General features: G+C 57.9%; 25 protein-coding genes. 19 read left to right on the top strand and 6 right to left on the bottom strand.

The window, feature by feature from the left end:
• The first annotated feature begins 373 nt into the window (after positions 1-373).
• The 9 genes from napF to AQ981_RS15450 all read left to right on the top strand — a co-directional run bounded on the left by napF (position 374) and on the right by AQ981_RS15450 (position 8,128).
• The gene (gene napF, locus AQ981_RS26165; RefSeq protein ID WP_071608912.1) at positions 374-865 is read left to right on the top strand and encodes a ferredoxin-type protein NapF; all 492 of its coding nucleotides are present in this window, start codon (positions 374-376) and stop codon (positions 863-865) included.
• Entirely contained in the window at positions 855-1,118 is a 264-nt protein-coding gene (napD, locus tag AQ981_RS15415) for a chaperone NapD (protein WP_058912638.1), read from the top strand. The genes napF and napD overlap by 11 nt, the downstream gene beginning before the upstream one ends.
• Positions 1,115-3,601, top strand: coding sequence for a nitrate reductase catalytic subunit NapA (napA, locus tag AQ981_RS15420; protein WP_058912639.1), 2,487 nt, complete (start codon positions 1,115-1,117; stop codon positions 3,599-3,601). The genes napD and napA overlap by 4 nt, the downstream gene beginning before the upstream one ends.
• 6 nt (positions 3,602-3,607) lie before the next feature.
• A complete protein-coding gene (gene napG, locus AQ981_RS15425; RefSeq protein WP_058912640.1) occupies positions 3,608-4,303 on the top strand; it encodes a ferredoxin-type protein NapG in 696 nt (231 codons plus the stop codon).
• Positions 4,290-5,153, top strand: a complete 864-nt coding sequence (gene napH, locus AQ981_RS15430) for a quinol dehydrogenase ferredoxin subunit NapH (RefSeq protein WP_058912641.1) — start codon at positions 4,290-4,292, stop codon at positions 5,151-5,153. The genes napG and napH overlap by 14 nt, the downstream gene beginning before the upstream one ends.
• Complete coding sequence (gene napB / locus AQ981_RS15435; protein ID WP_058912642.1) at positions 5,150-5,599, top strand: nitrate reductase cytochrome c-type subunit; 450 nt, start codon at positions 5,150-5,152, stop codon at positions 5,597-5,599. Before napH ends, napB begins: the two co-directional genes overlap by 4 nt.
• 8 nt (positions 5,600-5,607) lie before the next feature.
• Complete coding sequence (napC, locus tag AQ981_RS15440; RefSeq protein ID WP_058912643.1) at positions 5,608-6,207, top strand: cytochrome c-type protein NapC; 600 nt, start codon at positions 5,608-5,610, stop codon at positions 6,205-6,207.
• Positions 6,208-6,363: 156 nt separating this feature from the next.
• Positions 6,364-6,939, top strand: coding sequence for a GDP-mannose pyrophosphatase NudK (gene nudK / locus AQ981_RS15445; protein WP_058912644.1), 576 nt, complete (start codon positions 6,364-6,366; stop codon positions 6,937-6,939).
• Between the two features lie 145 nt (positions 6,940-7,084).
• A complete protein-coding gene (locus tag AQ981_RS15450) occupies positions 7,085-8,128 on the top strand; it encodes a DUF1176 domain-containing protein (RefSeq protein WP_058912645.1) in 1,044 nt (347 codons plus the stop codon).
• Between the two features lie 29 nt (positions 8,129-8,157).
• On the opposite strand, the gene tkt is transcribed toward AQ981_RS15450, so the two are convergent.
• Both tkt and tal read right to left on the bottom strand, forming a co-directional pair.
• Complete coding sequence (gene tkt, locus AQ981_RS15455) at positions 8,158-10,149, bottom strand: transketolase (RefSeq protein WP_058912646.1); 1,992 nt, start codon at positions 10,147-10,149, stop codon at positions 8,158-8,160.
• 23 nt (positions 10,150-10,172) lie between these two features.
• On the bottom strand, positions 10,173-11,123 hold the full coding sequence (tal, locus tag AQ981_RS15460) for a transaldolase (RefSeq protein WP_058912647.1): 951 nt from the start codon (positions 11,121-11,123) through the stop codon (positions 10,173-10,175).
• 283 nt (positions 11,124-11,406) lie between these two features.
• On the opposite strand from tal, the gene maeB reads away from it, so the two are divergent.
• A complete protein-coding gene (gene maeB, locus AQ981_RS15465) occupies positions 11,407-13,686 on the top strand; it encodes an NADP-dependent oxaloacetate-decarboxylating malate dehydrogenase (RefSeq protein WP_058912648.1) in 2,280 nt (759 codons plus the stop codon).
• Between the two features lie 114 nt (positions 13,687-13,800).
• On the opposite strand, the gene hemF is transcribed toward maeB, so the two are convergent.
• Both hemF and amiA read right to left on the bottom strand, forming a co-directional pair.
• Positions 13,801-14,706 (bottom strand): oxygen-dependent coproporphyrinogen oxidase, encoded by a 906-nt coding sequence (gene hemF, locus AQ981_RS15470; RefSeq protein WP_058912649.1) that lies wholly within the window; start codon positions 14,704-14,706, stop codon positions 13,801-13,803.
• Positions 14,707-14,711: 5 nt separating this feature from the next.
• Entirely contained in the window at positions 14,712-15,587 is an 876-nt protein-coding gene (amiA, locus tag AQ981_RS15475) for an N-acetylmuramoyl-L-alanine amidase AmiA (protein WP_058912650.1), read from the bottom strand.
• Positions 15,588-15,803: 216 nt separating this feature from the next.
• Between amiA and AQ981_RS15480 the strand changes: the two genes are divergently transcribed.
• Entirely contained in the window at positions 15,804-16,229 is a 426-nt protein-coding gene (locus tag AQ981_RS15480; RefSeq protein WP_058912651.1) for a GNAT family acetyltransferase, read from the top strand.
• 69 nt (positions 16,230-16,298) lie between these two features.
• Here AQ981_RS15480 and AQ981_RS15485 read toward each other — a convergent pair whose 3' ends face one another.
• Positions 16,299-16,685, bottom strand: a complete 387-nt coding sequence (locus tag AQ981_RS15485; protein WP_058912652.1) for a YgiW/YdeI family stress tolerance OB fold protein — start codon at positions 16,683-16,685, stop codon at positions 16,299-16,301.
• 95 nt (positions 16,686-16,780) lie between these two features.
• On the opposite strand from AQ981_RS15485, the gene AQ981_RS15490 reads away from it, so the two are divergent.
• From AQ981_RS15490 to cysM, 8 genes are all read left to right on the top strand, one after another.
• The gene (locus AQ981_RS15490) at positions 16,781-17,218 is read left to right on the top strand and encodes a DUF2919 domain-containing protein (protein WP_058912653.1); all 438 of its coding nucleotides are present in this window, start codon (positions 16,781-16,783) and stop codon (positions 17,216-17,218) included.
• Positions 17,219-17,291: 73 nt separating this feature from the next.
• Complete coding sequence (locus AQ981_RS15495) at positions 17,292-17,864, top strand: RpoE-regulated lipoprotein (RefSeq protein ID WP_058912654.1); 573 nt, start codon at positions 17,292-17,294, stop codon at positions 17,862-17,864.
• 109 nt (positions 17,865-17,973) lie between these two features.
• Entirely contained in the window at positions 17,974-18,876 is a 903-nt protein-coding gene (locus tag AQ981_RS15500; protein WP_058912655.1) for a Dyp-type peroxidase, read from the top strand.
• Between the two features lie 254 nt (positions 18,877-19,130).
• Positions 19,131-20,147, top strand: coding sequence for a sulfate ABC transporter substrate-binding protein (locus AQ981_RS15505; RefSeq protein ID WP_058912656.1), 1,017 nt, complete (start codon positions 19,131-19,133; stop codon positions 20,145-20,147).
• On the top strand, positions 20,148-20,981 hold the full coding sequence (gene cysT, locus AQ981_RS15510; protein WP_058912657.1) for a sulfate/thiosulfate ABC transporter permease CysT: 834 nt from the start codon (positions 20,148-20,150) through the stop codon (positions 20,979-20,981).
• Positions 20,982-20,983: 2 nt separating this feature from the next.
• The gene (cysW, locus tag AQ981_RS15515) at positions 20,984-21,859 is read left to right on the top strand and encodes a sulfate/thiosulfate ABC transporter permease CysW (protein ID WP_058912658.1); all 876 of its coding nucleotides are present in this window, start codon (positions 20,984-20,986) and stop codon (positions 21,857-21,859) included.
• Positions 21,849-22,934, top strand: a complete 1,086-nt coding sequence (gene cysA / locus AQ981_RS15520; RefSeq protein WP_058912659.1) for a sulfate/thiosulfate ABC transporter ATP-binding protein CysA — start codon at positions 21,849-21,851, stop codon at positions 22,932-22,934. The genes cysW and cysA overlap by 11 nt, the downstream gene beginning before the upstream one ends.
• Positions 22,935-23,000: 66 nt before the next feature.
• Positions 23,001-23,909 carry a cysteine synthase CysM gene (cysM, locus tag AQ981_RS15525; RefSeq protein WP_058912660.1) on the top strand — a complete coding sequence of 303 codons (909 nt, stop codon included), beginning with the start codon at positions 23,001-23,003 and terminating at the stop codon, positions 23,907-23,909.
• Positions 23,910-23,966: 57 nt separating this feature from the next.
• On the opposite strand, the gene AQ981_RS15530 is transcribed toward cysM, so the two are convergent.
• A complete protein-coding gene (locus tag AQ981_RS15530; RefSeq protein WP_058912830.1) occupies positions 23,967-24,344 on the bottom strand; it encodes a YfeK family protein in 378 nt (125 codons plus the stop codon).
• Positions 24,345-24,397 lie beyond the last annotated feature (53 nt).

The raw sequence follows: 24,397 nt of genomic DNA on the forward strand, positions 1-24,397 counted from the left end.
GCAATGCATCAGACACATTCCCGACTGACACCATGAACGGAAAAAAGCGGCGCTTCAGATTCACCGCGTAAACGGAAAACAACAACTCTCAAACACATAACCTGAACGAAAAGCCTCACAAAAACCTACAACAAAACCCCACCGTTTCCCCGACAAATAATCGTTATGTATTTAAATATATAGCGATTATAGAACAAACTATCGCGAAAATCGGACCAGTTTTGATCGAACGCCGTGATTTACCCCTAAATAGGGATGCCGTATACCCCCCCATTAACTTAATGTTACACATAATAAAATCCTTATAAATCTGGCGGAATTTTATCCGCATGTTTTTTCTGGTGAATACCAGTATGTGATGTGAAGGTGTGCAATGGCTGAACTCTCCCGACGTGGCCTGTTAACGGGGAGCTGGAAGAAACCAGCAATTCCGTTTCGCCCTCCCTGGAGCGGCGACGAACACCACTTTGTGGATCACTGTACTCGTTGCAACGCCTGTATTACGGCCTGTGAAACGCGCGTGATTGAACGCGGCGCAGGCGGTTACCCGGAAGTCAATTTCAGCAACGGCGAATGTACATTCTGTTATGCCTGCGCCAGCGCCTGTCCTCAGGCGCTTTTCAGCACCAGGGAAACCACACCATGGCACTACCGGATAGCTGTCAACGACAGTTGTCTGGCCAGACATCAGATCGAGTGCCGTAGTTGTGAAGACACTTGCGAAACCCGGGCGATTCGCTTTCGCCCGACGCTATCCGGTACGGCGCGGCCAGAAATCGAACCCGCCGACTGCACGGCCTGTGGCGCCTGTATTGCCGGATGCCCGGCTTCCGCTATTCAAATGAGGAACCACGATGAACGCTAACTGGCATGTTTGTAGCCTGGTGGTACAGGCCCATCCCCGGGATATGTCGATAATCAGCAATGCCATCAATGCGCTGGAAGGGGGAGAAGTTGCCGCCAGCGATGCCGAAACCGGAAAAATGATTGCCGTACTCGAGGCCGATAACAGTAACACATTGCTGGACAATATTGAGTCAGTTCGCCAGTTCGCGGGCGTGCTGGCAGTATCGCTGGTCTATCACCAGCAGGATGAACAAGGTGAGGAAACACCATGAAACTGAGTCGTCGTAGCTTCATGAAAGCTAACGCCGTCGCCGCGGCTGCAGCGGCGGCCGGTATCAGTGTACCCAGCGTCGCCCGCGCCGTGGTAGGGGAAGCGGATGCCATTAAATGGGATAAAGCGCCGTGTCGCTTCTGCGGCACCGGCTGTGGCGTGCTGGTCGGCACCCAGAATGGCCGCGTGGTGGCCAGCCAGGGGGATCCGGATGCGCCGGTTAACCGCGGTCTGAACTGTATTAAAGGCTACTTCCTGCCCAAGATTATGTACGGTAAAGATCGCCTGACCCAGCCGATGCTGCGTATGACCGACGGTGAATTCGATAAGAACGGCGAATTTGCCCCGATCAGTTGGGAAAAAGCCTTCGATATCATGGAAGAGAAGTTCAAAGCGGCCCTGAAAGAGAAAGGCCCGGAAGCGATCGGCATGTTCGGTTCCGGCCAGTGGACCGTCTGGGAAGGCTATGCGGCTTCCAAGCTGTTTAAAGCCGGCTTCCGTTCCAACAACCTCGATCCTAACGCCCGCCACTGTATGGCGTCGGCGGTGGTCGGCTTTATGCGTACCTTCGGTATGGATGAACCGATGGGCTGCTATGACGATATCGAGCAGGCCGACGCGTTTGTGCTCTGGGGCTCCAACATGGCGGAGATGCACCCGATCCTCTGGTCGCGTATCACTAACCGTCGTCTGTCAGATCCCAATGTCACCGTCGCGGTACTGTCCACCTTCCAGCATCGCAGCTTTGAGCTGGCGGATAATGGCATGGTCTTCACTCCGCAGAGCGACCTGGCGATCCTCAACTATATCGCTAACTACATTATTCAGAATGACGCGGTAAATGAGGACTTCTTCACGAAACACGTTAACCTGCGCCGCGGGGTAACGGACATCGGTTACGGCCTGCGCCCCGAACACCCGCTGGAAAAAGCGGCGAAAAATCCTGGCGGCGACGGTTCCGATCCGATGACCTTCGAAGAGTACAAGGCTTTCGTTGCCGAATATACGCTGGACAAAACCGCTGAAATGAGCGGCGTGCCGAAGGATCAACTGGAAGCGCTGGCGAAGCTGTATGCCGACCCGAAAAAACGCGTTATCTCTTACTGGACCATGGGCTTCAACCAGCACACTCGCGGCGTGTGGGCCAACAACCTGTGTTACAACATCCATCTGCTTACCGGTAAAATCTCCCAGCCGGGCTGCGGTCCCTTCTCTCTGACCGGCCAGCCTTCAGCCTGCGGCACCGCGCGCGAAGTAGGTACTTTTGCTCACCGTCTGCCGGCGGATATGGTGGTGACTAATGAGAAACACCGCGATATCACTGAAAAAATGTGGCAGATCCCGTCCGGTACTATCCCGCCGAAGATCGGTTTACACGCCGTGGCCCAGGACCGGGCGCTGAAGGACGGCAAACTGAATGTTTACTGGACCATGTGTACCAATAACATGCAGGCCGGGCCGAATATTGATGAAGATCGTATGCCGGGCTGGCGCGATCCGCGCAACTTTGTGATTGTCTCCGATCCCTATCCGACGGTCAGCGCCCTGGCGGCAGACCTGATGCTGCCTACCGCTATGTGGGTAGAGAAAGAAGGGGCCTATGGCAACGCCGAGCGCCGCACTCAGTTCTGGCGTCAGCAGATTCCGGCGCCGGGCGAGGCGAAATCCGATCTCTGGCAACTGGTGATGTTCTCTAAACGTTTCAAAGTGGAAGAGGTCTGGCCGGAAGAGTTGATCGCTCAGAAGCCGGAATATCGCGGTAAGACGCTGTTCGATGTGCTGTATGCCAATGACGCGGTGCGCAAGTTTCCGCTCAGCGAACTGGCCGAAGGTCAACTGAACGATGAATCTCGCGATGTGGGCTTCTACCTCCAGAAAGGGTTGTTCGAAGAATACGCCGCCTTTGGCCGCGGTCACGGTCACGACCTGGCGCCGTTCGACGACTACCACAAAGCGCGCGGTCTGCGCTGGCCGGTGGTGGACGGTAAAGAGACCCTGTGGCGCTACAGCGAAGGCAATGACCCGTATGTGAAAGCCGGCGAGGGCTACAAATTCTACGGTAAGCCGGATGGCAAAGCGGTGATCTTCGCCCTGCCGTTTGAACCTGCCGCGGAAGCGCCGGATAAAGAGTACGACCTGTGGCTGTCCACCGGACGCGTACTGGAGCACTGGCATACCGGTAGCATGACGCGCCGCGTGCCGGAACTGCACCGCGCTTTCCCGGAATCAGTCCTGTTTATCCATCCGCTGGATGCGAAGAATCGCGGCCTGCGCCGCGGCGATAAAGTCAAAGTGATGTCACGGCGTGGAGAAGTGGTGTCGTCGGTGGAAACCCGCGGTCGTAACCGTCCGCCGCAGGGGCTGGTGTATATGGCCTTCTTTGACGCCGCACAGTTGGTGAACAAGTTAACCCTCGACGCGACGGATCCGCTCTCCAAAGAGACGGATTTCAAGAAGTGCGCCGTTAAACTGGAAAGGGTGTAACACATCATGTCTCGCAAGGATTCCCGACAGCCGTCACGCCGCCGCTTTTTGCGCGACGTGGCGCGCGCGGCGGGGGGGCTGACCGCCGTAACGATGGTGCTGGGGCTGCAGCAGCAGACCAGCCGCGCCAGCGGCGTGCACCTGCGGCCGCCGGGGGCGCTGGATGAGCCGGCGTTCTCCAGCGCTTGCATCCGCTGCGGCCAGTGTGTCCAGGCTTGTCCGTACGACACGCTGAAGCTGACCACGCTGGTGTCTGGCGCGGCGGCCGGGACGCCGTATTTTGTGGCCCGGGAAATTCCTTGTGAAATGTGTGATGACGTGCCCTGCGCCGTAGTGTGTCCGAGCGGCGCGCTGGACAGCGAAATCAAGTCGATTGATGACGCGCGGATGGGGCTGGCGGTGCTGCTTGACCAGGAAAACTGCCTTAACTACCAGGGGCTACGTTGCGACGTTTGTTACCGGGTATGCCCGCTGATTGACGAAGCCATTACCCTGGAGATGGAGCGTAATACGCGCACCGGGAAACACGCGCGTTTTCTGCCCATCGTCCACAGCGACGCCTGTACTGGCTGCGGAAAATGCGAGCACGCCTGTGTCCTGGATGAGGCGGCGATAAAAGTGCTGCCGCGTACGCTGGCGAAAGGGGAACTGGGGAAACATTATCGATTTGGCTGGCTGGAGGGGAGCAATGGCAAACCGTAAGTCTGAAGCCGGAAAAGACGCGCTGGCGGCCAAAGGATGGTGGCGTAGTTATCGCTGGTTGATGCTGCGCCGCCTGAGCCAGTTGCTGGTATTGGTGATGTTTTCTACCGGTCCGTGGTTCGGTCTGTGGATCCTGCATGGTAACTACAGCGGCAGCCTGCTTCTGGATACGGTGCCGCTCAGCGATCCGCTGATGGTTCTGCAAAGCCTGTTCAGCGGCCACCTGCCGGCGACGCTGGCGCTGGTTGGCGCGGCGATTATTGCCGGATGCTATGCCCTGGCCGGTAAGCGCCTGTTCTGTAGCTGGGTGTGTCCGGTTAACCCATTGACCGATCTGGCGGCCTGGCTGCGCCGGCGTCTGGATATTCAGCCATCCGCGACCTTGCCGCGCTGGCTGCGTTACGTGTTGCTGGTGCTGGTGCTGCTCGGCAGCGCCATCAGCGGGACGCTGATCTGGGAGTGGATCAACCCGGTTTCTCTGATGGGGCGCGGGCTGATCTTTGGGTTCGGCGCCGGTATCTGGCTAATGGTGGCGCTGTTTTTATTTGATCTGCTGATCGTGGAACACGGTTGGTGTGGGCATCTTTGCCCGCTGGGCGCGCTGTACGGCGTCCTGGGGAGCAAAGGGGCTGTTACCGTGAAAGCGGTCGACAGGGCGAAATGTACGCGCTGTATGGACTGTTTTCACGTCTGCCCGGAACCCCAGGTATTGCGGGCGCCGGTACTGGATAAAGAGAGCCCGGTGGAGGTGACCAGTCGCGATTGCATGGCCTGCGGTCGCTGCGTGGATGTCTGCGCCGAAGAGGTTCTCAAAATTACAATACGTTGGAGTTCGGGAGCGAAATCATGAAAACCCATGTCCTGCCAAAAGGAATTTCTCTGTGGTTGTCGGCCATTGTGCTGACAGTAAGTGGCGCTGTATGGGCGGCGAGCGATGTGGATCTCACTCAGTCGCCGGAGGTCTCCGGTACTTCGGAAGGCTCGATCCGTATGCCCAAACAGCAGGAGAAAATGGCGCTGAATTACGTTAACCAGCCGCCGATGATCCCACACAGCATCGACGGCTATCAGGTCACCACCAATACCAACCGCTGTCTGCAGTGTCACGGTGTGGATACCTATCGCGTCACCGGGTCGCCGCGTATCAGCCCGACCCACTTTATGGATCGGGATGGCAAAGTTCTGTCCGGCGTGGCGCCGCAACGCTACTTCTGCCTGCAGTGCCACGTGCCGCAAACCGATGCGCCGCCAATCATTGATAATACCTTTACGCCCTCGAAAGGCTTTGGTAAGTGAGGGAAAGTATGGCTAATGAAAAAAAACCAGGCCTGATTCGTCGGCTGTGGCAGTGGTTCTGGCGCCCGAGTCGGCTGGCGTTGGGTACCCTGCTGCTGGGGGGCTTCGCCGCCGGGATTATCTTCTGGGGCGGGTTTAACACCGGTATGGAGATGAGCAACCGGGAAGAGTTTTGTATCAGTTGTCATGAAATGCGCAACAACGTCTACGAAGAGTACATGGAGACGGTGCATTACAACAACCGCAGCGGCGTACGCGCCACCTGTCCGGATTGCCATGTGCCTCATGAATGGGTGCCGAAGATGATCCGTAAAATCCAGGCCAGCAAAGAGCTGTACGCCAAGATCTTTGGCCTGATTGATACGCCGCAGAAGTTCGATGAGCACCGTTTGACGATGGCGCAAAACGAATGGCGGCGTATGAAGAGCAATAATTCGCAGGAGTGCCGTAACTGCCATAATTTCGAATTTATGGACCTGACCGCACAGAAAACCGTTGCGGCGACGATGCACGATCAGGCGATCAAAAACGGCCAGACCTGTATCGACTGCCATAAAGGGATTGCGCATAAGCTGCCGGATATGACCGGTATCGACACCGGTTATTGATTTACCGTTGATAATCACAACGGAGCAAACACGGCGTTTTTTGCTCCGTTATCCGTAGCCGAGGCCCCGCGTTGCGGGGCTTTTCTTTGTCGGTCACGACAAATGGCGCCGGGCGACGTAGTATAAGCCGAAGAAAAAGTGGTTCACGGAGTGGCTATGGCGCTGAAAATTGCCGTTATCAAAGACAAAATCCTTTCTGATAATTACTTCATTCTGCGCAACATTACCTGCGAGGTTACTAATGACCGCGGCCAGGTGGTGCGCCAGCGTCGCGAGGTCTATGACCGTGGCAACGGAGCGACGATATTGCTGTATAACCGCAGCAAAAAAACCGTAGTGCTTACCCGCCAGTTTCGCGTCGCGACTTGGGTTAACGGCAACCAGGACGGCATGCTGATCGAAACCTGCGCCGGTTTGCTGGATAACGATGCGCCGGAAGCCTGCGCCCGTAAAGAGGCCATTGAGGAGACCGGTTTCGCGGTCGGCGCGGTAGAAAAACTTTTTGCGCTATACATGTCTCCTGGCGGCGTGACGGAACAGCTACATTTTTTTATCGCTGAGTACAGCGACGCCCAGCGCGCCAGCGCCGGAGGCGGCATTGAAGATGAGTCAATCGAGGTGCTGGAGATGCCGTTTACCCGGGCGCTGGCGATGATCGCCAGCGGCGAAATCTGCGACGGTAAAACGGTTATTCTGTTACAGCAACTGCAGTTGCGCGGCATCATGGAATAAGTGCAGATAATTTAAAGCGTTAAGCCCGGATTTCCCGCCCTGGGTATCCGAAAAATCTGATTGAGTGCGACGGGCGCGGAGCCGAAGATAGTCAGGCAGTTTGCACTGTATCCACGTTCGTATTCACCTTCAGGGTTTTCTGTTCATGGGCCATCGGCTAAAAATACTGTTTCTGTTTGTGTCACTGCTGGCGCCGCCAGCGCTGGCCGATCCGGTTCAGAAAGCCTTCTCCGACTGGCAGGTCACCTGCAATAACCAGAATTTTTGCCTGGCGCGCAATACCGGCGCCCACCAGGGGCTGGTGATGAGTATCAGCCGCAGCGCCGGCGCGCGTATCGACGCCGCGCTGCGTATCGATCTTGGCGGGCTTGTAACGCCGCCCGTCGACCAACGGGATATGGCGTCGCGGCTGTTGCTTGACGATACGCCACTGGCGCTGGCGGGAAGCTGGCAGATACTGCCATATCGGCTACAGACCCAGGACCCGGATACGATAGGCGCTTTCCTCGCCGAAATTCAGGACGCCGCATCGATAACCCTGGAGGGGAGCGGGCAGAATATCTCGCTTGCCGGACTCAAGGCGGCGCTGCATTTTATGGACGATCGCCAACAGCGGGTAGGGAATGAAACGGCGTGGATCAGCCGCGGCGATGAACCGCCGCTGGAGGTTCCGCCAGCTCCGGCACTGCGTGAGGTGGCCATTCCGGATGCCCCCCCGACGCCGCTCACGCACCAGGAGCTCAGCGATCTGCTGGATTATGGCGCTCGGCGTATGAATAACAGCGACTGCTCGCTGGACCCGGTGCGCCGCGAAGTGCGGGTGAATGTCCTCAGCGACGCCCGGGCGCTGTTGATGGTGGGCTGTGAAGCCGGCGCTTACAATGTTATCGACATGGCGTGGGTGGTGACACGCCGCCAGCCGTTCGTCGCCCGGCCTGTGCGGCTGCGCCTGCCCTTTGCGCTGGCGAATGGCGAGGGGCGCGAGCTGGAATTAATGAACGCCCGCTATGATGAGCATACCCGCGAATTGACCACGCTTGCGAAGTGGCGCGGTATTGGCGATTGCGGTATCGCCACCCGCTGGCGGTTTGACGGCCAGCGTTTTCGCCTGACGCGCTATGCGGCGGAAGCCAGCTGCGACGGCTGGCATGGTCCCGATGCCTGGCCCACGCTGTGGGTGACCAAATAGCGATCCGGTTTCCCGGATCGCTGTGCGCGCTACAGCAGCGCCTCGGCCTTTTTGACAATATTTTCCACCGTGAACCCGAAGAACGGGAACAACTTGTCCGCCGGCGCGGATTCGCCGAAGCGGGTCATCCCTACCACCGCGCCTTTGCGGCCCACATACTTATACCAGTAGTCGGCGATACCGGCCTCCACCGCCACCCTGGCATCGACGTCGTCCGGCAGAACCGTCTGGCGATAGCTTTCTTCCTGCGCGTCAAAGACATCGGTGGAAGGCAGCGAGACGACCTGCACCCGGCGCCCAGCGGCGCTGAGCTGTTCGGCGGCCTGTAATGTTATCTCTACTTCGGAACCGCTGGCGATCAGCAGTAGATCCGGCTTGCCGTCACAGGCTTTCAGGATATAACCGCCGCGGGCGATATCCGCCACCTGTTGCGGGCTGCGCTCCGGCTGCGCCAGATTCTGGCGCGAGAGGATCAGCGCCGTCGGGCCGTCGCGGCGCTCTACGGCGGCCTGCCAGGCCACCGCGGTTTCCACCTGATCGCAGGGGCGCCAGGTACTGAAGCCCGGCGTCAGGCGCAGGCTGGCGAGCTGTTCAACCGCCTGGTGCGTTGGTCCGTCTTCGCCAAGACCAATGGAATCGTGGGTATAGACCATGATGTGGTGCGCTTTCATCAGCGACGCCATACGGGCGGCGTTGCGGGCATATTCCACGAACATCAGAAAGGTGGCGGTATAGGGCACAAAGCCGCCGTGCAGGGCGATGCCGTTGCCGATGGCGGTCATGGCGAATTCCCGCACCCCGTAGTGAATATAGTTGCCGGCGTGGTCCTCCATCAGTGTGCGCGAACCGGACCACAGCGTCAGGTTACTGGGCGCCAGATCCGCAGAGCCGCCGAGCAATTCCGGGAGCAGCGGGCCCAGGGTATTAAGGGCATTTTGTGACGCCTTACGGGTGGCGATTTTCGCCGGACTGGCCTGCAGCCCGGAAATATAGTTTTGCAGCGTTGCCTGCCAGCCTTCCGGTAGCGCCCCGGTCATGCGGCGGGTAAATTCCGCCGCCAGCGCCGGGTGGCTCTGCTGATAAGCAGTGAAGCGGGCATTCCACTGGCGCTCCGCCTGTTCGCCTTTCTCACGGGCGTCCCAGGCGTGGTAAATTTCTTTGGGGATCTCGAACGGCGGATAGTCCCAGCCGATATTTTTACGCGTCAGGGCCACCTCTTCAGCGCCGAGCGCCGCGCCGTGAGCCTCTTCTTTACCGGCCTTGTTCGGCGAACCGAAACCTATCACCGTGCGGCAGATAATCAGCGACGGTTTATCTTTGACACTGTGGGCCTCAAAAATAGCCTTTTTGATAGCCAGCGGATCGTGACCATCGATGTCGCGGACAACATGCCAGTGATAGGCCTCAAAACGCCGGGCGGTATCGTCGGTAAACCAGCCGTCGGTATCGCCGTCGATGGAAATCTTATTGTGGTCATAGAAGCCGATCAGTTTCCCCAGCCCGAGGGTTCCCGCCAGCGAGCAGGCCTCATGGGAGATCCCCTCCATCAGACAGCCATCCCCCATAAAGACATAGGTATGGTGATCGACTATCTCATGGCCGTCGCGGTTGAACTGGGCCGCCAGCGTGCGTTCGGCAATCGCCATACCCACGGCGTTGGCCAGCCCCTGGCCCAGCGGGCCGGTGGTGGTTTCCACGCCGGGTGTCAGGCCATGCTCCGGGTGCCCGGGAGTCCGGGAATGGAGCTGACGGAAATTCTTTAGCTCCTCCATCGGCAGATCGTAGCCGCTCAGGTGCAACAGACTGTAGAGCAGCATAGAGGCGTGACCGTTGGAAAGGATGAACCGATCGCGATTATACCAGTGCGGATTGGCCGGATTATGGCGTAAAAAATCGTTCCACAGTACTTCGGCAATATCCGCCATGCCCATCGGCGCGCCCGGGTGGCCGGAGTTGGCTTTTTGTACCGCGTCCATACTCAGGGCGCGAATCGCGTTAGCAAGCATTTTGCGAGATGACATGTGTGACTCCGTGGTGGCAAAAATTACAGTCGGGCGCCCAGTAAATCTTCCAGCTTGCGCTGGTCGACGGCGAACAGCCGAATACCTTCGGCGAGTTTTTCCACCGCCATGGCATCCTGGTTATGCTGCCAGCGGAATTCCGCTTCGCTCAGCGGCGACGGACGGTGGAATCCCTGGGAAGAGGGGATAAGCTGGCGGATCACCGGTTCCTCGCGCTGCTGGAGCTCCCTGAGCAGCGCCGGGGAGATGGTCAGGCGGTCGCAGCCTGCCAGAGCGAGGATCTGCTCGGTGCGGCGGAAGCTGGCGCCCATCACCACCGTGTCGTAGTTGTGCTGTTTGTAATAGTCGTAGATGTTGCGTACCGATTTCACCCCCGGGTCTTCGTCCACCACATAGGGATCGAGGGGCTCCCGGGCCTGGTACCAGTCATAAATGCGCCCGACGAACGGCGAGATTAAATAGACGCCGGCCTCGGCGCAGGCCCGGGCCTGCGCAAAGGAAAACAGCAGGGTCAGGTTGCAGTTAATCCCTTCTTTCTCCAGCTGTTCCGCGGCGCGGATGCCTTCCCAGGTGGCGGCGAGTTTGATCAGTACCCGCGAGGGATCGACGCCCTGTTCGGCGTACAGTTCGATTAGCCGGCGCGCTTTGGCGATGCTTTTTTCGCTGTCGAAGGAGAGCCGGGCGTCCACTTCGGTGGAGACGCGTCCCGGTACGATGTTGAGGATTTCGCAACCGAAATTAACCGCCAGCTTATCGCAGGCTTCCGCTACCTGTTGCTCGCGGTCGTGACTGCGCGCCCGGGCATAGTCCAGCGCGTTATCCAGCAGATGCTGATAGGGGGCCAGTCCGGCGGCTTTCAGCAGCAGCGAGGGATTGGTGGTCGCGTCCTGTGGCTGATACTGGCGAATGGATTCAATGTCGCCGCTGTCGGCGACGACGGTGGTGAATTGTCTGATGCCTTCTAGCTGGTTCATGCTAATGCTCCATGAAATTCAACATGTTATCAGGCGTTTTCTGACGCCTCCTGGTGTGAAAAAATCAACCCATAACAAAAAAGCATAGCAGACAGGCATAGCAATGCCGGTACGACCTGGTAACATGTTGGCTATAAAGCACTAACAACACCGGCGCGGAATGTTGATAGTTTGGTACTCCTCAAAGTTTGCCAGACCGTGAACAGCGATACTGGGCGGTGCTTTCGAGTTCGCAAGGCTATCGCGCGCATTATCCTCCCGTAATGATGTGAAGGAACCAATGATGGATGAACAATTAAAACAAAGTGCCCTTGATTTCCATGAATTTCCTGTGCCAGGGAAAATTCAGGTCTCTCCTACCAAGCCCCTTGCCACTCAGCGCGATCTGGCGCTGGCCTATTCGCCCGGGGTAGCGGCTCCCTGTCTGGAAATCGAAAAAGATCCGCTGGCCGCCTACAAATACACCGCCCGCGGTAACCTGGTGGCGGTGGTGTCCAACGGCACCGCGGTGCTGGGCCTCGGGAATATCGGCGCGCTGGCCGGTAAGCCGGTCATGGAAGGCAAGGGGGTGCTGTTCAAGAAATTCGCCGGTATTGACGTGTTCGATATCGAAGTGGATGAGCTCAATCCTGACAAATTTATCGACGTGGTGGCGGCGCTGGAGCCGACCTTCGGCGGTATTAACCTTGAAGATATCAAAGCGCCGGAATGCTTCTACATTGAGCAGAAGCTGCGCGAGCGCATGAATATCCCGGTATTCCATGACGACCAGCATGGCACGGCGATCATCAGTACCGCCGCAATTCTTAACGGCCTGCGGGTGGTGGAAAAAAATATCTCTGATGTGCGGATGGTGGTTTCCGGCGCCGGCGCGGCGGCTATTGCCTGTATGAACCTGCTGGTAGCGTTGGGGATGCACAAACCCAATATCGTGGTTTGTGACTCGAAGGGGGTGATTTATAAAGACCGCGAGCCGAACATGGCGGAAACCAAAGCGGCCTATGCGGTGGAAGATGACGGTCGCCGCACCCTCGACGATGTGATTGAAGGGGCGGATATTTTCCTTGGCTGCTCGGGGCCGAAAGTGCTCACCCAGGAGATGGTGAAGAAAATGGCGAAGGCGCCGATGATTCTGGCGCTGGCTAACCCGGAACCGGAAATCCTGCCGCCGCTGGCCAAAGAGGTGCGCCCGGACGCCATCATCTGCACTGGCCGTTCCGATTACCCCAACCAGGTCAACAACGTACTCTGCTTCCCGTTCATTTTCCGCGGTGCGCTGGACGTTGGCGCTACCGCGATTAACGAAGAGATGAAGCTGGCGGCGGTACACGCCATCGCCGAACTGGCGCACGCCGAGCAGAGCGAAGTCGTCGCTTCCGCTTACGGCGACCAGGAGCTCTCCTTCGGGCCGGAATATATTATTCCCAAACCGTTTGACCCGCGGCTGATTGTTAAAATCGCGCCGGCGGTGGCGAAAGCGGCGATGGATTCCGGGGTGGCGAAGCGTCCGATCGAGGACTTCGACGCTTACATCGAAAAACTGACCGAGTTTGTCTATAAGACCAACCTGTTTATGAAGCCGATCTTCTCCCAGGCGCGTAAAGATCCGCGGCGTATTGTGATGGCGGAAGGGGAAGATTCGCGGGTGTTGCACGCTACTCAGGAACTGGTGACGCTCGGGCTGGCGAAGCCTGTTCTCATCGGCCGCCCGAGCGTTATTGAAATGCGCATCAAGAAACAGGGGCTGCATATTCAGGCCGGTAAGGATTTTGAGATCGTCAATAACGAATCCGATCCGCGCTTTAAGACTTACTGGACCGAGTATTACAACATCATGAAGCGCCGCGGCATCAGCCAGGAACAGGCCCAGCGGGCGGTGATCAGCAACGGTACGGTGATCGGCGCCATTATGGTGCACCTCGGCGAAGCGGACGGCATGATCTGCGGCACCGTCGGGGATTACCACGAGCACTTCACGATTGTCGAAAAACTGTTCGGCTATCGCGACGGCGTGGCGACGGCGGGGGCGATGAATGCGCTGTTGCTGCCGAGCGGCAATACCTTTATTGCCGATACCTATGTCAATGACGATCCGACGCCGGAACAACTGACCGAGATCACCATCATGGCGGCGGAAACGGTGCGCCGCTTTGGTATTGAGCCGAAGGTGGCGCTGCTGTCCCACTCCAACTACGGTTCTTCCGACTGCCCGGCGGCGCTGAAGATGCGTAAAACCCTGCAGATGGTGCGCGAGCGGGCGCCGGAGCTGGCTATTGACGGTGAAATGCACGGTGACGCGGCGCTGGTGGAAAGCATTCGCAACGAGCGGATGCCGGACAGCCCGCTGAAAGGCTCCGCCAATATCCTGATTATGCCGAATATGGAAGCGGCGCGTATCAGCTATAACCTGCTGCGCGTCTCCAGCTCCGAAGGGGTGACGGTAGGGCCGGTGCTGATGGGAGTTAGCCGACCGGTGCATGTCCTGACGCCGATCGCCTCGGTGCGGCGGATTGTCAATATGGTGGCGCTGGCGGTGGTGGAAGCTCAGACTACGCCGCTGTAAGGCAGTCGCTGCAAAAGTCAGAAAGGGAACCCGTCAGGGTTCCCTGCTCATTGCTGACAAAGGAGAAAAACGTGGGTTTTCCTTTTTTGTCAGCGACTGGCGGCCGCGCAGGGGTTATATCCAGTCTCTGACCGGCAGGAAGTCGCGGTACAGCGCCGCTTCCGGGCTGCCCGGCTGAGGCTGATAATTGTATTCCCAGCGCACCAGAGGCGGCATCGACATCAGGATCGATTCCGTGCGCCCGCCGGTTTGTAGCCCAAACAGGGTGCCGCGATCCCAGACCAGATTAAACTCCACGTAGCGCCCGCGGCGATAGAGCTGAAACTGACGTTCCCGCTCTCCCCACGCCATGGCGCTACGCCGTTCGACAATTGGCAGATAGGCGGCCAGGTAGCCGTCGCCCACCGCCTGTGCAAAGCGCAGACAGTGGTCAAAGTCCGGGGTATTCAGATCGTCGAAAAACAGCCCGCCAACGCCGCGCGCTTCATTGCGGTGTTTAATGAAGAAGTAGTCGTCGCACCATTTTTTATAGCGCGGGTAAATCTCCGCGCCGAAGGGTTGGCAAAGATCGCGGGCGGTACGGTGCCAGTGCTGAACATCTTCGGTAAAACCGTAACAGGGGGTGAGATCGAAACCGCCGCCAAACCACCACACCGGAGCGGCGTCGGGCTTTTCAGCGATAAAGAAACGGACGTTCGCGTGGCTGGTGGGCACATAGGGGTTGCGCGGATGCACCACCAGCGAAACGCCCATCGCCTGGAAACTGCGGCCGGCCAGCTCCGGACGGTGGGCGGTGGCCGAGGCCGGCATTTCCTCGCCGTGAACGTGGGAAAAGTTGACCCCCGCCTGTTCAAAAATCTGCCCTTCGCGCAGCAGGCGGCTGCGCCCACCGCCGCCGCCGGGACGCTGCCAGACGTCTTCGGCGAAGGCACCGCCGTCAGTATCGCTGAGCTGCTGACAAATAGTCTCCTGAAGCTGCAGTAGCCAGGTTTTAACGGTGTGGATATCAGGCTGTGTCATGGCAATTAACCGCGTTTAGCGTGGGCTTTGTGATTATCAAACCAGTTGAAGTAACTGACAACGCCGGCGGCAATGGCGGCGGCGATTTTCTGGCGGAAGGCCGTGGTGCCCAGCAGACGCTCTTCTTCCGGATTGGTGATAAACGAGGTTTCCACCAGTACCGAAGGAATCGACGGCGATTTCAGCACCACGAAGGCCGCCTGCTCGGTACTTTTACTGTGCAGCCTGTGTACCGGTTTGATCTGGCGCAGAACGTGGGAACCCAGCGTCAGGCTGTTTTTGATGGTATCCGTCTGGACCAGATCGAAAAGCACCTGCTGCAGGTAGTGATCTTTATTCTTTACTTTACTGCCCGCCACATCGTCGGCGGCGTTTTCCCGTTCGGAGAGATATTTCGCCATCGCGCTACTGGCGCCGCGGTTAGAGAGCGCAAATACCGACGCCCCGGCGGCGGACGGGTTGGTGAAACCGTCGGCGTGAATCGACATAAACAGTGAGGCGCCGTGTTTATGGGCGATCTCGACCCGGTCATAAAGCGGAATAAATTCATCCGCGGAGCGGGTCAGGCGCGCATCAATACCTTTACTGCGCAGAATCGAGCGGACGTTTTTGGCAATCGCCAGCACCACGTGTTTTTCCAGAGAGCCGTTACGGCCAATGGCGCCGGTATCAATACCGCCGTGGCCAGGGTCGAGCATCACAATGCGTTTAGCGCCGGCTTTTTTGGCGGCAGGCTTGCTGTGGCCGGTGGTGGTTTTCAGCGCTTTGCTCTCTTCCCTGGCCAGCGCCTTATTGATGCCGGTTAATGTCATGGCCGCCAGTCCCGTCACAAGTAGCTGGCGGCGTGAAGTGAGTAGCGTCAATGATTTAATTTTGCTCATGCGGCCCAAATATTGATTTTATGAATCCATAGGTACGTGTTTATAGCTCATCACCCGGGGGATAACGACCCGCCTTTATACGAAATGTTTAACTTTTCATTTCAGGGTATGAACGGGGCATTATGCCACTTTTTGCCTGGCGATGCGGTAGATATTGGCTATTTCCGGCGTAGACGCCATAATCAGCCAGTCAGGTTAACAGTAACGGGGAAAACCATGGAGATACGCGTTTTTCGCCAGGAAGATTTCGATGAAGTGGTCACGCTGTGGGAACGCTGCGATCTTCTGCGTCCCTGGAACGATCCGGAAATGGATATTGAGCGCAAAATGCAGTATGGCGCGGATCTGTTTCTGGTGGCGGAGGTCGCAGGTGAAGTGGTCGGTTCAGTGATGGGCGGCTATGACGGCCACCGGGGTTCAGCCTACTATCTGGGAGTGCATCCGGACTTTCGCGGCCGCGGTATCGCCAATGCGTTGCTCAACCGGCTGGAAAAAAAGCTTATCGCCCGCGGATGCCCGAAAATTAATCTGACGGTGCGTGAAGATAACGATGTGGTGATTGGGATGTATGAGCGCCTTGGCTACGATCATCAGGACACCATAACGCTGGGTAAGCGGCTGATTGAAGATCAGGAATATTGATCGGGCGGCGCGCAGACGGCGGGAACCCGCCAGGGAAGCGCCCTGGCCGATTCCTGAACGTTCTGCAGGTCAGGGCAGCTTACGCAGACTTTTGACGTCGATTTCCACCGAGTTCCAGTCTTTATCCACTTCACCTTCAATACGCACTTTGTCGGTCGGGGTGACGGTTACCCCTCCCCAGATGTGATCGTCGATTTCCACCACAATGGTGCCGCTACTGTCGCGGAATTCGTAGCGCTCTTTACCCACTTTCTGGGTAATATTGCCTTCCAGCGCCACCCAGCTGTCGTCGCGCAGGGTTTTGGCCTGGGCCACGTTAGAAGCGTTGGCGCTGGGGCCGACAAAACCGCCCTGTGCTGAACGGCTGTCCGGGCCGGAGAAGCCGCCTTTTTGCGCCAGTGCCGGGGCGGCGCAGAGAGCGGCGCCAACCAGAATTGCCAGTGCAGTTTGCTTCATGAATCAATCTCCTTTTGTTATTCAGGCAGTGTCTGCCAGGGACAAGCATTATAGAATGCCACGGTTGTGGTTACTGAACGGGTGTATTGCCGCTAATGATCTATTTGCCTTCAGATTATGACCAGAACGGTAATCTGAAATTACCCTGGTTATTCTATCTCGTTTTGCTGCTTCAGGCGCGCAGTTGGGTGCTGTTACTGATGGCCGGCGCTTCCCGGCAGCAGGGAGAGGCGCTGATGAGTCTGTTCTGGCCGGACAGAAGCACTTTTTTGCTCAGCCTGTTGCCGGGTATTCCGGCGGTGGTGGCATTTTTGCTGGCCGGCTATCGCCAGCGCTGGCCGCAGTTGTGGCGCGCCTGGTATCGGCTGCTGATTGTGCTACAACTGGCGCTGGTGGGATGGCAAGCCGTGTTAATCTGGCGCAGCGACGAGGTGTCTCTTGCCGCGCTGTTGTTGTTAGCGGCCGATCTGTTTGCCGCCTGGTGGCTGCTGACTAACCGTCGTCTGCGCGCCTGTTTTTACGGAGAATCATAGCCGGGGGGAACTTTTCTCTCTCAGCGGACTCCAGGATTCAGACGAATTGATGACTGAACAAGAAGGAATCGGGATGAAAACACTGCGGGTACTTACCGTCGCTCTGCCGTTACTGCTGGGCGGTTGCTCCACGCTGTCGAATATTCAGTGGTCGAAGATGGCGCCCTGGAACTGGTTTGGATCATCCCTCGCCGTTAGCGAGAAAGGGGTGGGGGGGTTGAATGCGCTGACGCCGCTGGAAAGCGAGGCGATTGAAAAGGGGCTTGGCAGCGACTACCGGGTGCGCAGCGGTATGCGTATGGAAAACGGCAATATGGTGCGCTACTTCGAAGCGCTGCGCGATAGTAAACTGGCCGTGGTGGTGGAAGGCGATCGCAGCGTCAGCGAGATAACCGTGCTGGACGAAGCGATTAAAACCGACGGCGGGGTGGCTATCGGCACGCCATTCCACGAACTGTATGACAAAGCCTACGGCGCCTGCCAGCAAGGCAGCGGCGATGAGCAAATGCTGGTGGTGTGTAAAGCGCCGGGCAGCCAGCATATTGAGTATCTGTTCGCCGGGCAATGGCGCGGCCCGGAAGGGTTGATGCCGTCCGACGATACTTTAAAGAGCTGGACACTTAATAAAATTGTCTGGCGCCGTTAGAATGCGCCATCATTTTTGCGCCGCCGCAAAGCGGCGCGGATAAAATGGCGCTATCATCGCGCGGTTTTAGCCACTCGCCGGTGCGGGGGGCGTATTTTCAGGAGGATTCATGTCTCAGGTTCAAAGCGGCATTTTGCCAGAACATTGTCGTGCCGCTATCTGGCTCGAAGCGACGGTCGAAGAGGGGGCGCTGGATGCTCTGCGCCAGGGCTGCCGGACATTTTGCGATCGGCTGGTCACGTTTCAGGAAAAATTTCCTGATGTCCATCTTGGCGCTGTTATCGCTTTCGGTCATGACCTGTGGCGCCAGCTGGGCGATGCCAACAGCGCGCAGGAGTTGAAAAATTTTACGCCGCTGGGCAAAGGGCTGGCCCCGGCGACGCAGCATGATGTGCTGATCCACATTCTTTCTCTGCGTCACGATGTTAACTTCTCGGTGGCCCAGATGGCGCTGGAGGTGTTTGGTTCCGCCCTGAAAATTGAGGAAGAGACTCATGGCTTCCGCTGGGTGGAAGAGCGCGATCTGAGCGGTTTTGTCGACGGTACCGAGAACCCGGCTGGCGAAGCGTTGCGTCGCGATGCCTCGGTGATTAATGGCGGTATTGATGACGGCGGCAGCTATGTGCTGGTTCAGCGCTGGGAGCATAACCTTCAGCAGCTCAACCGTATGAGCATTGAAGAGCAGCAGATGATGATTGGCCGCACCAAAGAGGCCAATGAAGAGATTGACGGCGATGAGCGTCCGGTGACCTCCCACCTGACCCGCGTCGATCTGGAAGAAGACGGTAAGAGCATGAAGATTGTGCGCCAGAGCCTGCCTTACGGCACCGCTAGCGGCGTTCACGGACTGTATTTCTGCGCCTACTGCGCGCGGCTGCACTACATTGAAAAACAGTTGCAGAGCATGTTCGGCGAAGCTGACGGCAAGCGTGATGCGATGCTGCGCTTCACCAAAGCGGTCACCGGCGGCTATTACTTTGCGCCGTCCCTCGACACCCTGATCTCTCTGTAATTTTCCCCCGGACACGGCGTTTGCCGTGTCTGATTTCCCCTGCGTACTCTCAATCCCCATCCGCTGGCGACGGCGTTTCAGAAGCATATACCGTTTAGCACTTGTAAATCGCTAAACGGTATATAAAAGCGTTACAGCTTTGCCGCTCGTTATAAATACACTGGTGCCATCTGAGTATCAACGTTATTACATCATGAACACTTGCTCACCGGTAGACGGATTAAGAGCGGGCAAGCTACAACAAGGGGGAAACCATGGCTGTTAAGTCAGTGAAAACTCTATGGACAGCGCTTACTGTCTCGCTGGTACTGGCGGGTCAGGCTCAGGCCACCGAGCTGCTCAATAGCTCTTATGACGTCTCCCGCGAGTTGTTCGCCGCCCTGAATACGCCGTTCGAACAGCAGTGGGCGCAGCAAAACGGCGGCGATAAGCTGATAATTAAGCAGTCTCACGCCGGTTCTTCGAAACAGGCGCTGGCTATTCTGCAGGGCTTAAAAGCCGACGTTGTAACTTATAACCAGGTTACCGATGTGCAGATCCTGCACGACAAAGGCAACCTGATCCCGGCCAACTGGCAAAGCCGCCTGCCGAACAACAGCTCGCCCTTCTATTCGACCATGGCGTTCCTGGTGCGCAAGGGCAATCCGAAAAATATTCACGACTGGCGCGATCTGGTGCGTCCGGACGTGAAGCTGATATTCCCGAACCCGAAAACGTCCGGTAATGCCCGTTATACCTACCTGGCGGCATGGGGCGCGGCGGATAAAGCCGATGGCGGCGATAAAGCCAAAACCGAACAGTTTATGACTCAGTTCCTGAAGAATGTCGAAGTGTTCGATACCGGCGGCCGCGGCGCCACTACCACATTTGTTGAGCGTGGTCTCGGGGATGTGCTGATAAGTTTTGAATCAGAAGTGAACAACATCCGCAACCAGTATGCTCAGCAGGGCTTCGAAGTGGTGGTGCCGAAGGTGAATATCCTTGCGGAATTCCCGGTGGCGTGGGTGGATAAGAACGTCAAAGCCAACGGTACCGAGAAAGCGGCCCAGGATTACCTGAAATACCTTTACAGCCCACAGGCGCAAACCATCATCACCGATTATTACTATCGGGTGAATAACCCGCAACTGATGGAAAAACTGCAGGATAAATTCCCGCAGACCGCGCTGTTCCGGGTTGAAGATCAGTTTGGCTCGTGGAGCGAAGTGATGAAAACGCATTTCAGCAGCGGCGGCGAACTGGACAAACTGCTGGCGGCGGGGCGTAAGTAAATGTTTGCTGCTTCATCCAGAAGGGTTTTGCCGGGATTTACATTAAGCCTCGGCACCAGTCTGTTGTTCGTGTGCCTGATTCTGTTATTGCCCCTCAGCGCGCTGGTGATGCAACTGGCGCAGATGAGCTGGGCGCAGTACTGGGAAGTGATAAGCAATCCGCAGGTGGTAGCGGCGTATAAAGTGACGCTGCTGTCCGCCGGGGTGGCATCGGTGTTCAACGGCGTCTTTGGCATGCTGATGGCATGGATCCTCACCCGCTACCAGTTTCCGGGGCGCAGTCTGCTGGACGCGTTAATGGATCTGCCGTTTGCGTTGCCGACCGCCGTTGCCGGCCTGACGCTGGCGTCGCTGTTTTCGGTGAACGGCTTTTACGGCGAATGGCTGGGGCTGCTGGGGATCAAAGTGACCTACACCTGGCTGGGGATTGCCGTGGCGATGGCGTTTACCAGCATTCCGTTTGTGGTGCGCACCGTTCAGCCAGTGCTGGAAGAGCTGGGGCCGGAATATGAAGAGGCGGCGGAAACCCTCGGCGCCACTCGCTGGCAGAGTTTCCGCAAAGTGGTGTTGCCGGAGCTGTCCCCAGCGCTAATGGCCGGCGTGGCGCTCTCTTTTACCCGCAGCCTCGGCGAGTTTGGCGCGGTTATCTTTATTGCCGGGAATATCGCCTGGAAAACCGAAGTCACGTCGCTGATGATCTTTGTGCGCCTTCAGGAGTTTGACTACCCGGCGGCCAGCGCGATTGCCTCCGTGATCCTTGCCGCTTCGCTGTTGCTGTTGTTCAGCATTAATACTCTGCAAAGTCGCTTTGGCCGGCGCGTGGTGGGGCACTGAGTATGTCTAACGTGAGCCAACTGAATCATTTCGAGCGGCCCCGGATCAACTGGGGCAAGTGGGTGCTGATCGGCACCGGCGTGGTGGTGTCCGCCTTTATTCTGGTGGTGCCGATGGTTTATATCTTCGTGCAGGCCTTTTCCAAAGGGCTGATGCCGGCGTTGAGTAATCTCGCTAACCCGGACATGTTGCACGCTATCTGGCTGACGGTGCTGATCGCCCTGATCACCGTACCGGTAAACCTGGTGTTTGGTACCCTGCTGGCCTGGCTGGTGACGCGCTTTAATTTCCCCGGGCGCCAGCTGTTGCTGACCCTGCTGGATATTCCGTTTGCCGTTTCGCCGGTGGTGGCGGGGCTGGTATACCTGCTGTTTTATGGTTCCAACGGCCCGCTGGGCGACTGGATGGATGCCCACAACCTGCAAATCATGTTTGCCTGGCCGGGCATGGTGCTGGTGACCATCTTCGTGACCTGCCCGTTTGTGGTGCGCGAGCTGGTGCCGGTGATGCTCAGCCAGGGCAGCCAGGAAGATGAGGCGGCGATACTGCTCGGCGCGTCCGGCTGGCAGATGTTTCGCCGCGTGACGTTACCCAATATCCGCTGGGCGCTGCTGTATGGCGTGGTGCTCACCAATGCCAGGGCGATTGGCGAGTTTGGTGCCGTGTCGGTGGTTTCCGGCTCGATTCGCGGCGAGACGCTATCGCTGCCGTTACAAATTGAATTACTGGAGCAGGATTACAATGCGGTGGGCTCATTTACCGCCGCCGCCTTGCTGACGCTGATGGCGATCCTGACTCTGTTGATGAAAAGCGCGCTGCAGTGGCGCCTGGCGAACCAGGAGAAGCGTCTGCAGCAGGAGGGAAGTCATGAGCATTGAAATTGCCAGCATTAAGAAATCTTTTGGCCGCACTCAGGTGCTGAATAATATTTCGCTGGATATTCCCTCTGGTCAAATGGTGGCGCTGCTCGGGCCTTCCGGTTCGGGTAAGACGACGCTGCTGCGGATTATTGCCGGGCTCGAACACCAGACCAGCGGGCGGATCAGCTTCCATGGCACCGATGTCAGTCGGCTGCACGCCCGGGATCGCAAAGTGGGGTTTGTTTTCCAGCACTATGCGCTGTTCCGCCACATGACGGTATTTGACAATATCGCTTTCGGCCTGACAGTGCTGCCGCGTCGTGAGCGGCCCAATGCCGCAGCAATTAAACAAAAAGTGACCCAACTGCTGGAAATGGTGCAACTGGCCCATCTGGCGGATCGCTATCCGGCGCAGCTATCCGGCGGTCAGAAACAGCGCGTGGCGCTGGCCCGCGCTTTGGCGGTCGAGCCGCAGATTCTGCTGCTCGATGAACCGTTCGGCGCCCTCGACGCCCAGGTACGTAAAGAGCTGCGCCGCTGGCTGCGCGAGCTCCATGAAGAGCTGAAATTTACCAGCGTGTTCGTCACCCACGATCAGGAAGAGGCGATGGAAGTCGCTGACCGGGTGGTGGTGATGAGCCAGGGCAACATTGAGCAGGTTGATACGCCGGAAGCGGTGTGGCGTGAGCCGGCCACGCGCTTTGTGCTGGAGTTCCTCGGCGAAGTGAATCGCCTGAAAGGCACCATTCGCGGCAGTCAGTTCCACGTCGGCGCTCACCGCTGGCCGATGGGTTTCACCCCGGCGTATCAGGGGGAGGTGGACCTGTTTCTGCGCCCCTGGGAGGTGGACGTCAGCCGCCGCACCAGCCTCGATTCGCCGCTGCCGGTGCAGGTGATAGAGGTCAGTCCGCGCGGCCACTACATGCAACTGGTGGTGCAGCCGCTGGGCTGGTATCACGAACCGCTGACGGTGGTGCTGCGTGAAGAAATCGCCCCGTCACGCGGCGAGCGGCTGTTCATTGGGTTGCAGAATGCGCGGATTTACCACCAGCAAGAGCGTATCCAGAGTGTTGCCCTGATGCAGAGCGCTTGATAGTTTAACGGACACGATGAGCGGGCGGCCCATGTAGCCGCCCTTTTTGTATGGACAAACAGCGTCATGACATTAGAAAACACGATTGGCAACACGCCTCTGGTCAGGCTACAGCGCAGCGCGCCGGACAACGGCAGTGAAATTTGGGTAAAACTGGAAGGCAATAACCCGGCGGGGTCGGTAAAAGATCGCGCCGCGCTGTCGATGATTACCGAAGCGGAAAAACGCGGCGCCATTCGTCCCGGGGATGTGCTGATTGAAGCCACCAGCGGCAACACCGGGATCGCGCTGGCGATGATCGCCGCGCTGAAAGGCTACCGGATGAAGTTGCTGATGCCGGATAACATGAGTATGGAGCGTAAAGCCGCCATGCGCGCCTATGGGGCGGAGCTGATTCTGGTTACCCGGGAGCAGGGGATGGAAGGCGCCCGCGATCTGGCCCAGGAGATGGCGCAGCGTGGTGAAGGTTACATCCTCGATCAATTTAATAATCCGGATAACCCGCTGGCTCATTATCGCACCACCGGACCCGAGATCTGGCGTCAGACTGACGGGCGGATCACGCATTTCGTCTCCAGTATGGGGACCACGGGGACCATTACTGGAGTCAGCCGCTTTTTACGCGAACAAAATCCGGCGCCGACGATTGTCGGGCTACAGCCGGCGGAGGGCAGCAGCATTCCGGGGATTCGCCGCTGGCCGCAGGCTTATCTGCCGGGCATTTTCCGGGCGGAACTGGTGGATCAGGTGCTGGATATCAGCCAGGCGGAAGCCGAGCAAACCATGCGTATGCTGGCGATGCGTGAAGGGATCTTTTGCGGCGTCAGCTCCGGCGGCGCGGTAGCTGGCGCTCTGCGGGTGGCGCGGGAGAATCCCGGCGCGGTGGCGGTGGCGATTATCTGCGATCGCGGCGATCGCTATTTGTCCACCGGTGTCTTTAGCGAAGAGAGTTATGCCCAGGGGGCGGGGATTTAACCTGTCGTCTCACCGTTGATCACTAACCCCGCGCCATAGCGGCGTGGGGATGGCGCGCTATGACGACGGCGCTGATTGCGCGAGGGTTTTGTCTGACTCCGCCAGCAGTCGGCGCAAAAACACCTGCGCATTTTCTTGCTGGTCGCCGCGCTTCACCAGATAGGGTTTGCCGCTGATCGAGGATGACGAGGCAACCTTATCAACAAACTGCTCTGCGCTGTTGATGCGTTTACGGGTGTTTTTAAGTTTCAGCTGTAGATGGGAAACGGCTTCGGCGCTGTTGTGCTCGCTACCGTTGCGCACGAACACAATGTCCTGTTGCTTCGCGAGCTCCGCCAGCATGGCGTTAATCCGGGCCTCTTCATGGGCATTGAGCGCCGCCCAGACTGGCGACATAACCAGCAGGGTACTCAGCAGTAACAGCATCTTCCTGATAGACATGAATGTTCCTTGATTGAGATACGTAGTGTTGTTAGACGAAAGGCGAG

The sequence above is a fragment of the Entomohabitans teleogrylli genome (assembly GCF_001484765.1).
Taxonomy (GTDB): domain Bacteria; phylum Pseudomonadota; class Gammaproteobacteria; order Enterobacterales; family Enterobacteriaceae; genus Entomohabitans; species Entomohabitans teleogrylli.

What these genes read in the sequence shown, in the direction of transcription:
- napB (WP_058912642.1), top strand. Translation starts at nt 5,150, where the DNA reads ATGAAAACCCATGTCCTGCCAAAAGGAATTTCTCTGTGGTTGTCGGCC.
- AQ981_RS15485 (WP_058912652.1), bottom strand. Translation starts at nt 16,685, where the DNA reads ATGAAGCAAACTGCACTGGCAATTCTGGTTGGCGCCGCTCTCTGCGCC.
- napC (WP_058912643.1), top strand. Translation starts at nt 5,608, where the DNA reads ATGGCTAATGAAAAAAAACCAGGCCTGATTCGTCGGCTGTGGCAGTGG.
- hemF (WP_058912649.1), bottom strand. Translation starts at nt 14,706, where the DNA reads ATGACACAGCCTGATATCCACACCGTTAAAACCTGGCTACTGCAGCTT.
- napA (WP_058912639.1), top strand. Translation starts at nt 1,115, where the DNA reads ATGAAACTGAGTCGTCGTAGCTTCATGAAAGCTAACGCCGTCGCCGCG.
- cysA (WP_058912659.1), top strand. Translation starts at nt 21,849, where the DNA reads ATGAGCATTGAAATTGCCAGCATTAAGAAATCTTTTGGCCGCACTCAG.
- cysM (WP_058912660.1), top strand. Translation starts at nt 23,001, where the DNA reads ATGACATTAGAAAACACGATTGGCAACACGCCTCTGGTCAGGCTACAG.
- tkt (WP_058912646.1), bottom strand. Translation starts at nt 10,149, where the DNA reads ATGTCATCTCGCAAAATGCTTGCTAACGCGATTCGCGCCCTGAGTATG.
- napF (WP_071608912.1), top strand. Translation starts at nt 374, where the DNA reads ATGGCTGAACTCTCCCGACGTGGCCTGTTAACGGGGAGCTGGAAGAAA.
- napH (WP_058912641.1), top strand. Translation starts at nt 4,290, where the DNA reads ATGGCAAACCGTAAGTCTGAAGCCGGAAAAGACGCGCTGGCGGCCAAA.
- nudK (WP_058912644.1), top strand. Translation starts at nt 6,364, where the DNA reads ATGGCGCTGAAAATTGCCGTTATCAAAGACAAAATCCTTTCTGATAAT.
- AQ981_RS15505 (WP_058912656.1), top strand. Translation starts at nt 19,131, where the DNA reads ATGGCTGTTAAGTCAGTGAAAACTCTATGGACAGCGCTTACTGTCTCG.
- amiA (WP_058912650.1), bottom strand. Translation starts at nt 15,587, where the DNA reads ATGAGCAAAATTAAATCATTGACGCTACTCACTTCACGCCGCCAGCTA.
- cysW (WP_058912658.1), top strand. Translation starts at nt 20,984, where the DNA reads ATGTCTAACGTGAGCCAACTGAATCATTTCGAGCGGCCCCGGATCAAC.
- maeB (WP_058912648.1), top strand. Translation starts at nt 11,407, where the DNA reads ATGGATGAACAATTAAAACAAAGTGCCCTTGATTTCCATGAATTTCCT.
- cysT (WP_058912657.1), top strand. Translation starts at nt 20,148, where the DNA reads ATGTTTGCTGCTTCATCCAGAAGGGTTTTGCCGGGATTTACATTAAGC.
- AQ981_RS15490 (WP_058912653.1), top strand. Translation starts at nt 16,781, where the DNA reads ATGATCTATTTGCCTTCAGATTATGACCAGAACGGTAATCTGAAATTA.
- AQ981_RS15480 (WP_058912651.1), top strand. Translation starts at nt 15,804, where the DNA reads ATGGAGATACGCGTTTTTCGCCAGGAAGATTTCGATGAAGTGGTCACG.
- AQ981_RS15495 (WP_058912654.1), top strand. Translation starts at nt 17,292, where the DNA reads ATGAAAACACTGCGGGTACTTACCGTCGCTCTGCCGTTACTGCTGGGC.
- AQ981_RS15500 (WP_058912655.1), top strand. Translation starts at nt 17,974, where the DNA reads ATGTCTCAGGTTCAAAGCGGCATTTTGCCAGAACATTGTCGTGCCGCT.
- napD (WP_058912638.1), top strand. Translation starts at nt 855, where the DNA reads ATGAACGCTAACTGGCATGTTTGTAGCCTGGTGGTACAGGCCCATCCC.
- napG (WP_058912640.1), top strand. Translation starts at nt 3,608, where the DNA reads ATGTCTCGCAAGGATTCCCGACAGCCGTCACGCCGCCGCTTTTTGCGC.
- tal (WP_058912647.1), bottom strand. Translation starts at nt 11,123, where the DNA reads ATGAACCAGCTAGAAGGCATCAGACAATTCACCACCGTCGTCGCCGAC.
- AQ981_RS15450 (WP_058912645.1), top strand. Translation starts at nt 7,085, where the DNA reads ATGGGCCATCGGCTAAAAATACTGTTTCTGTTTGTGTCACTGCTGGCG.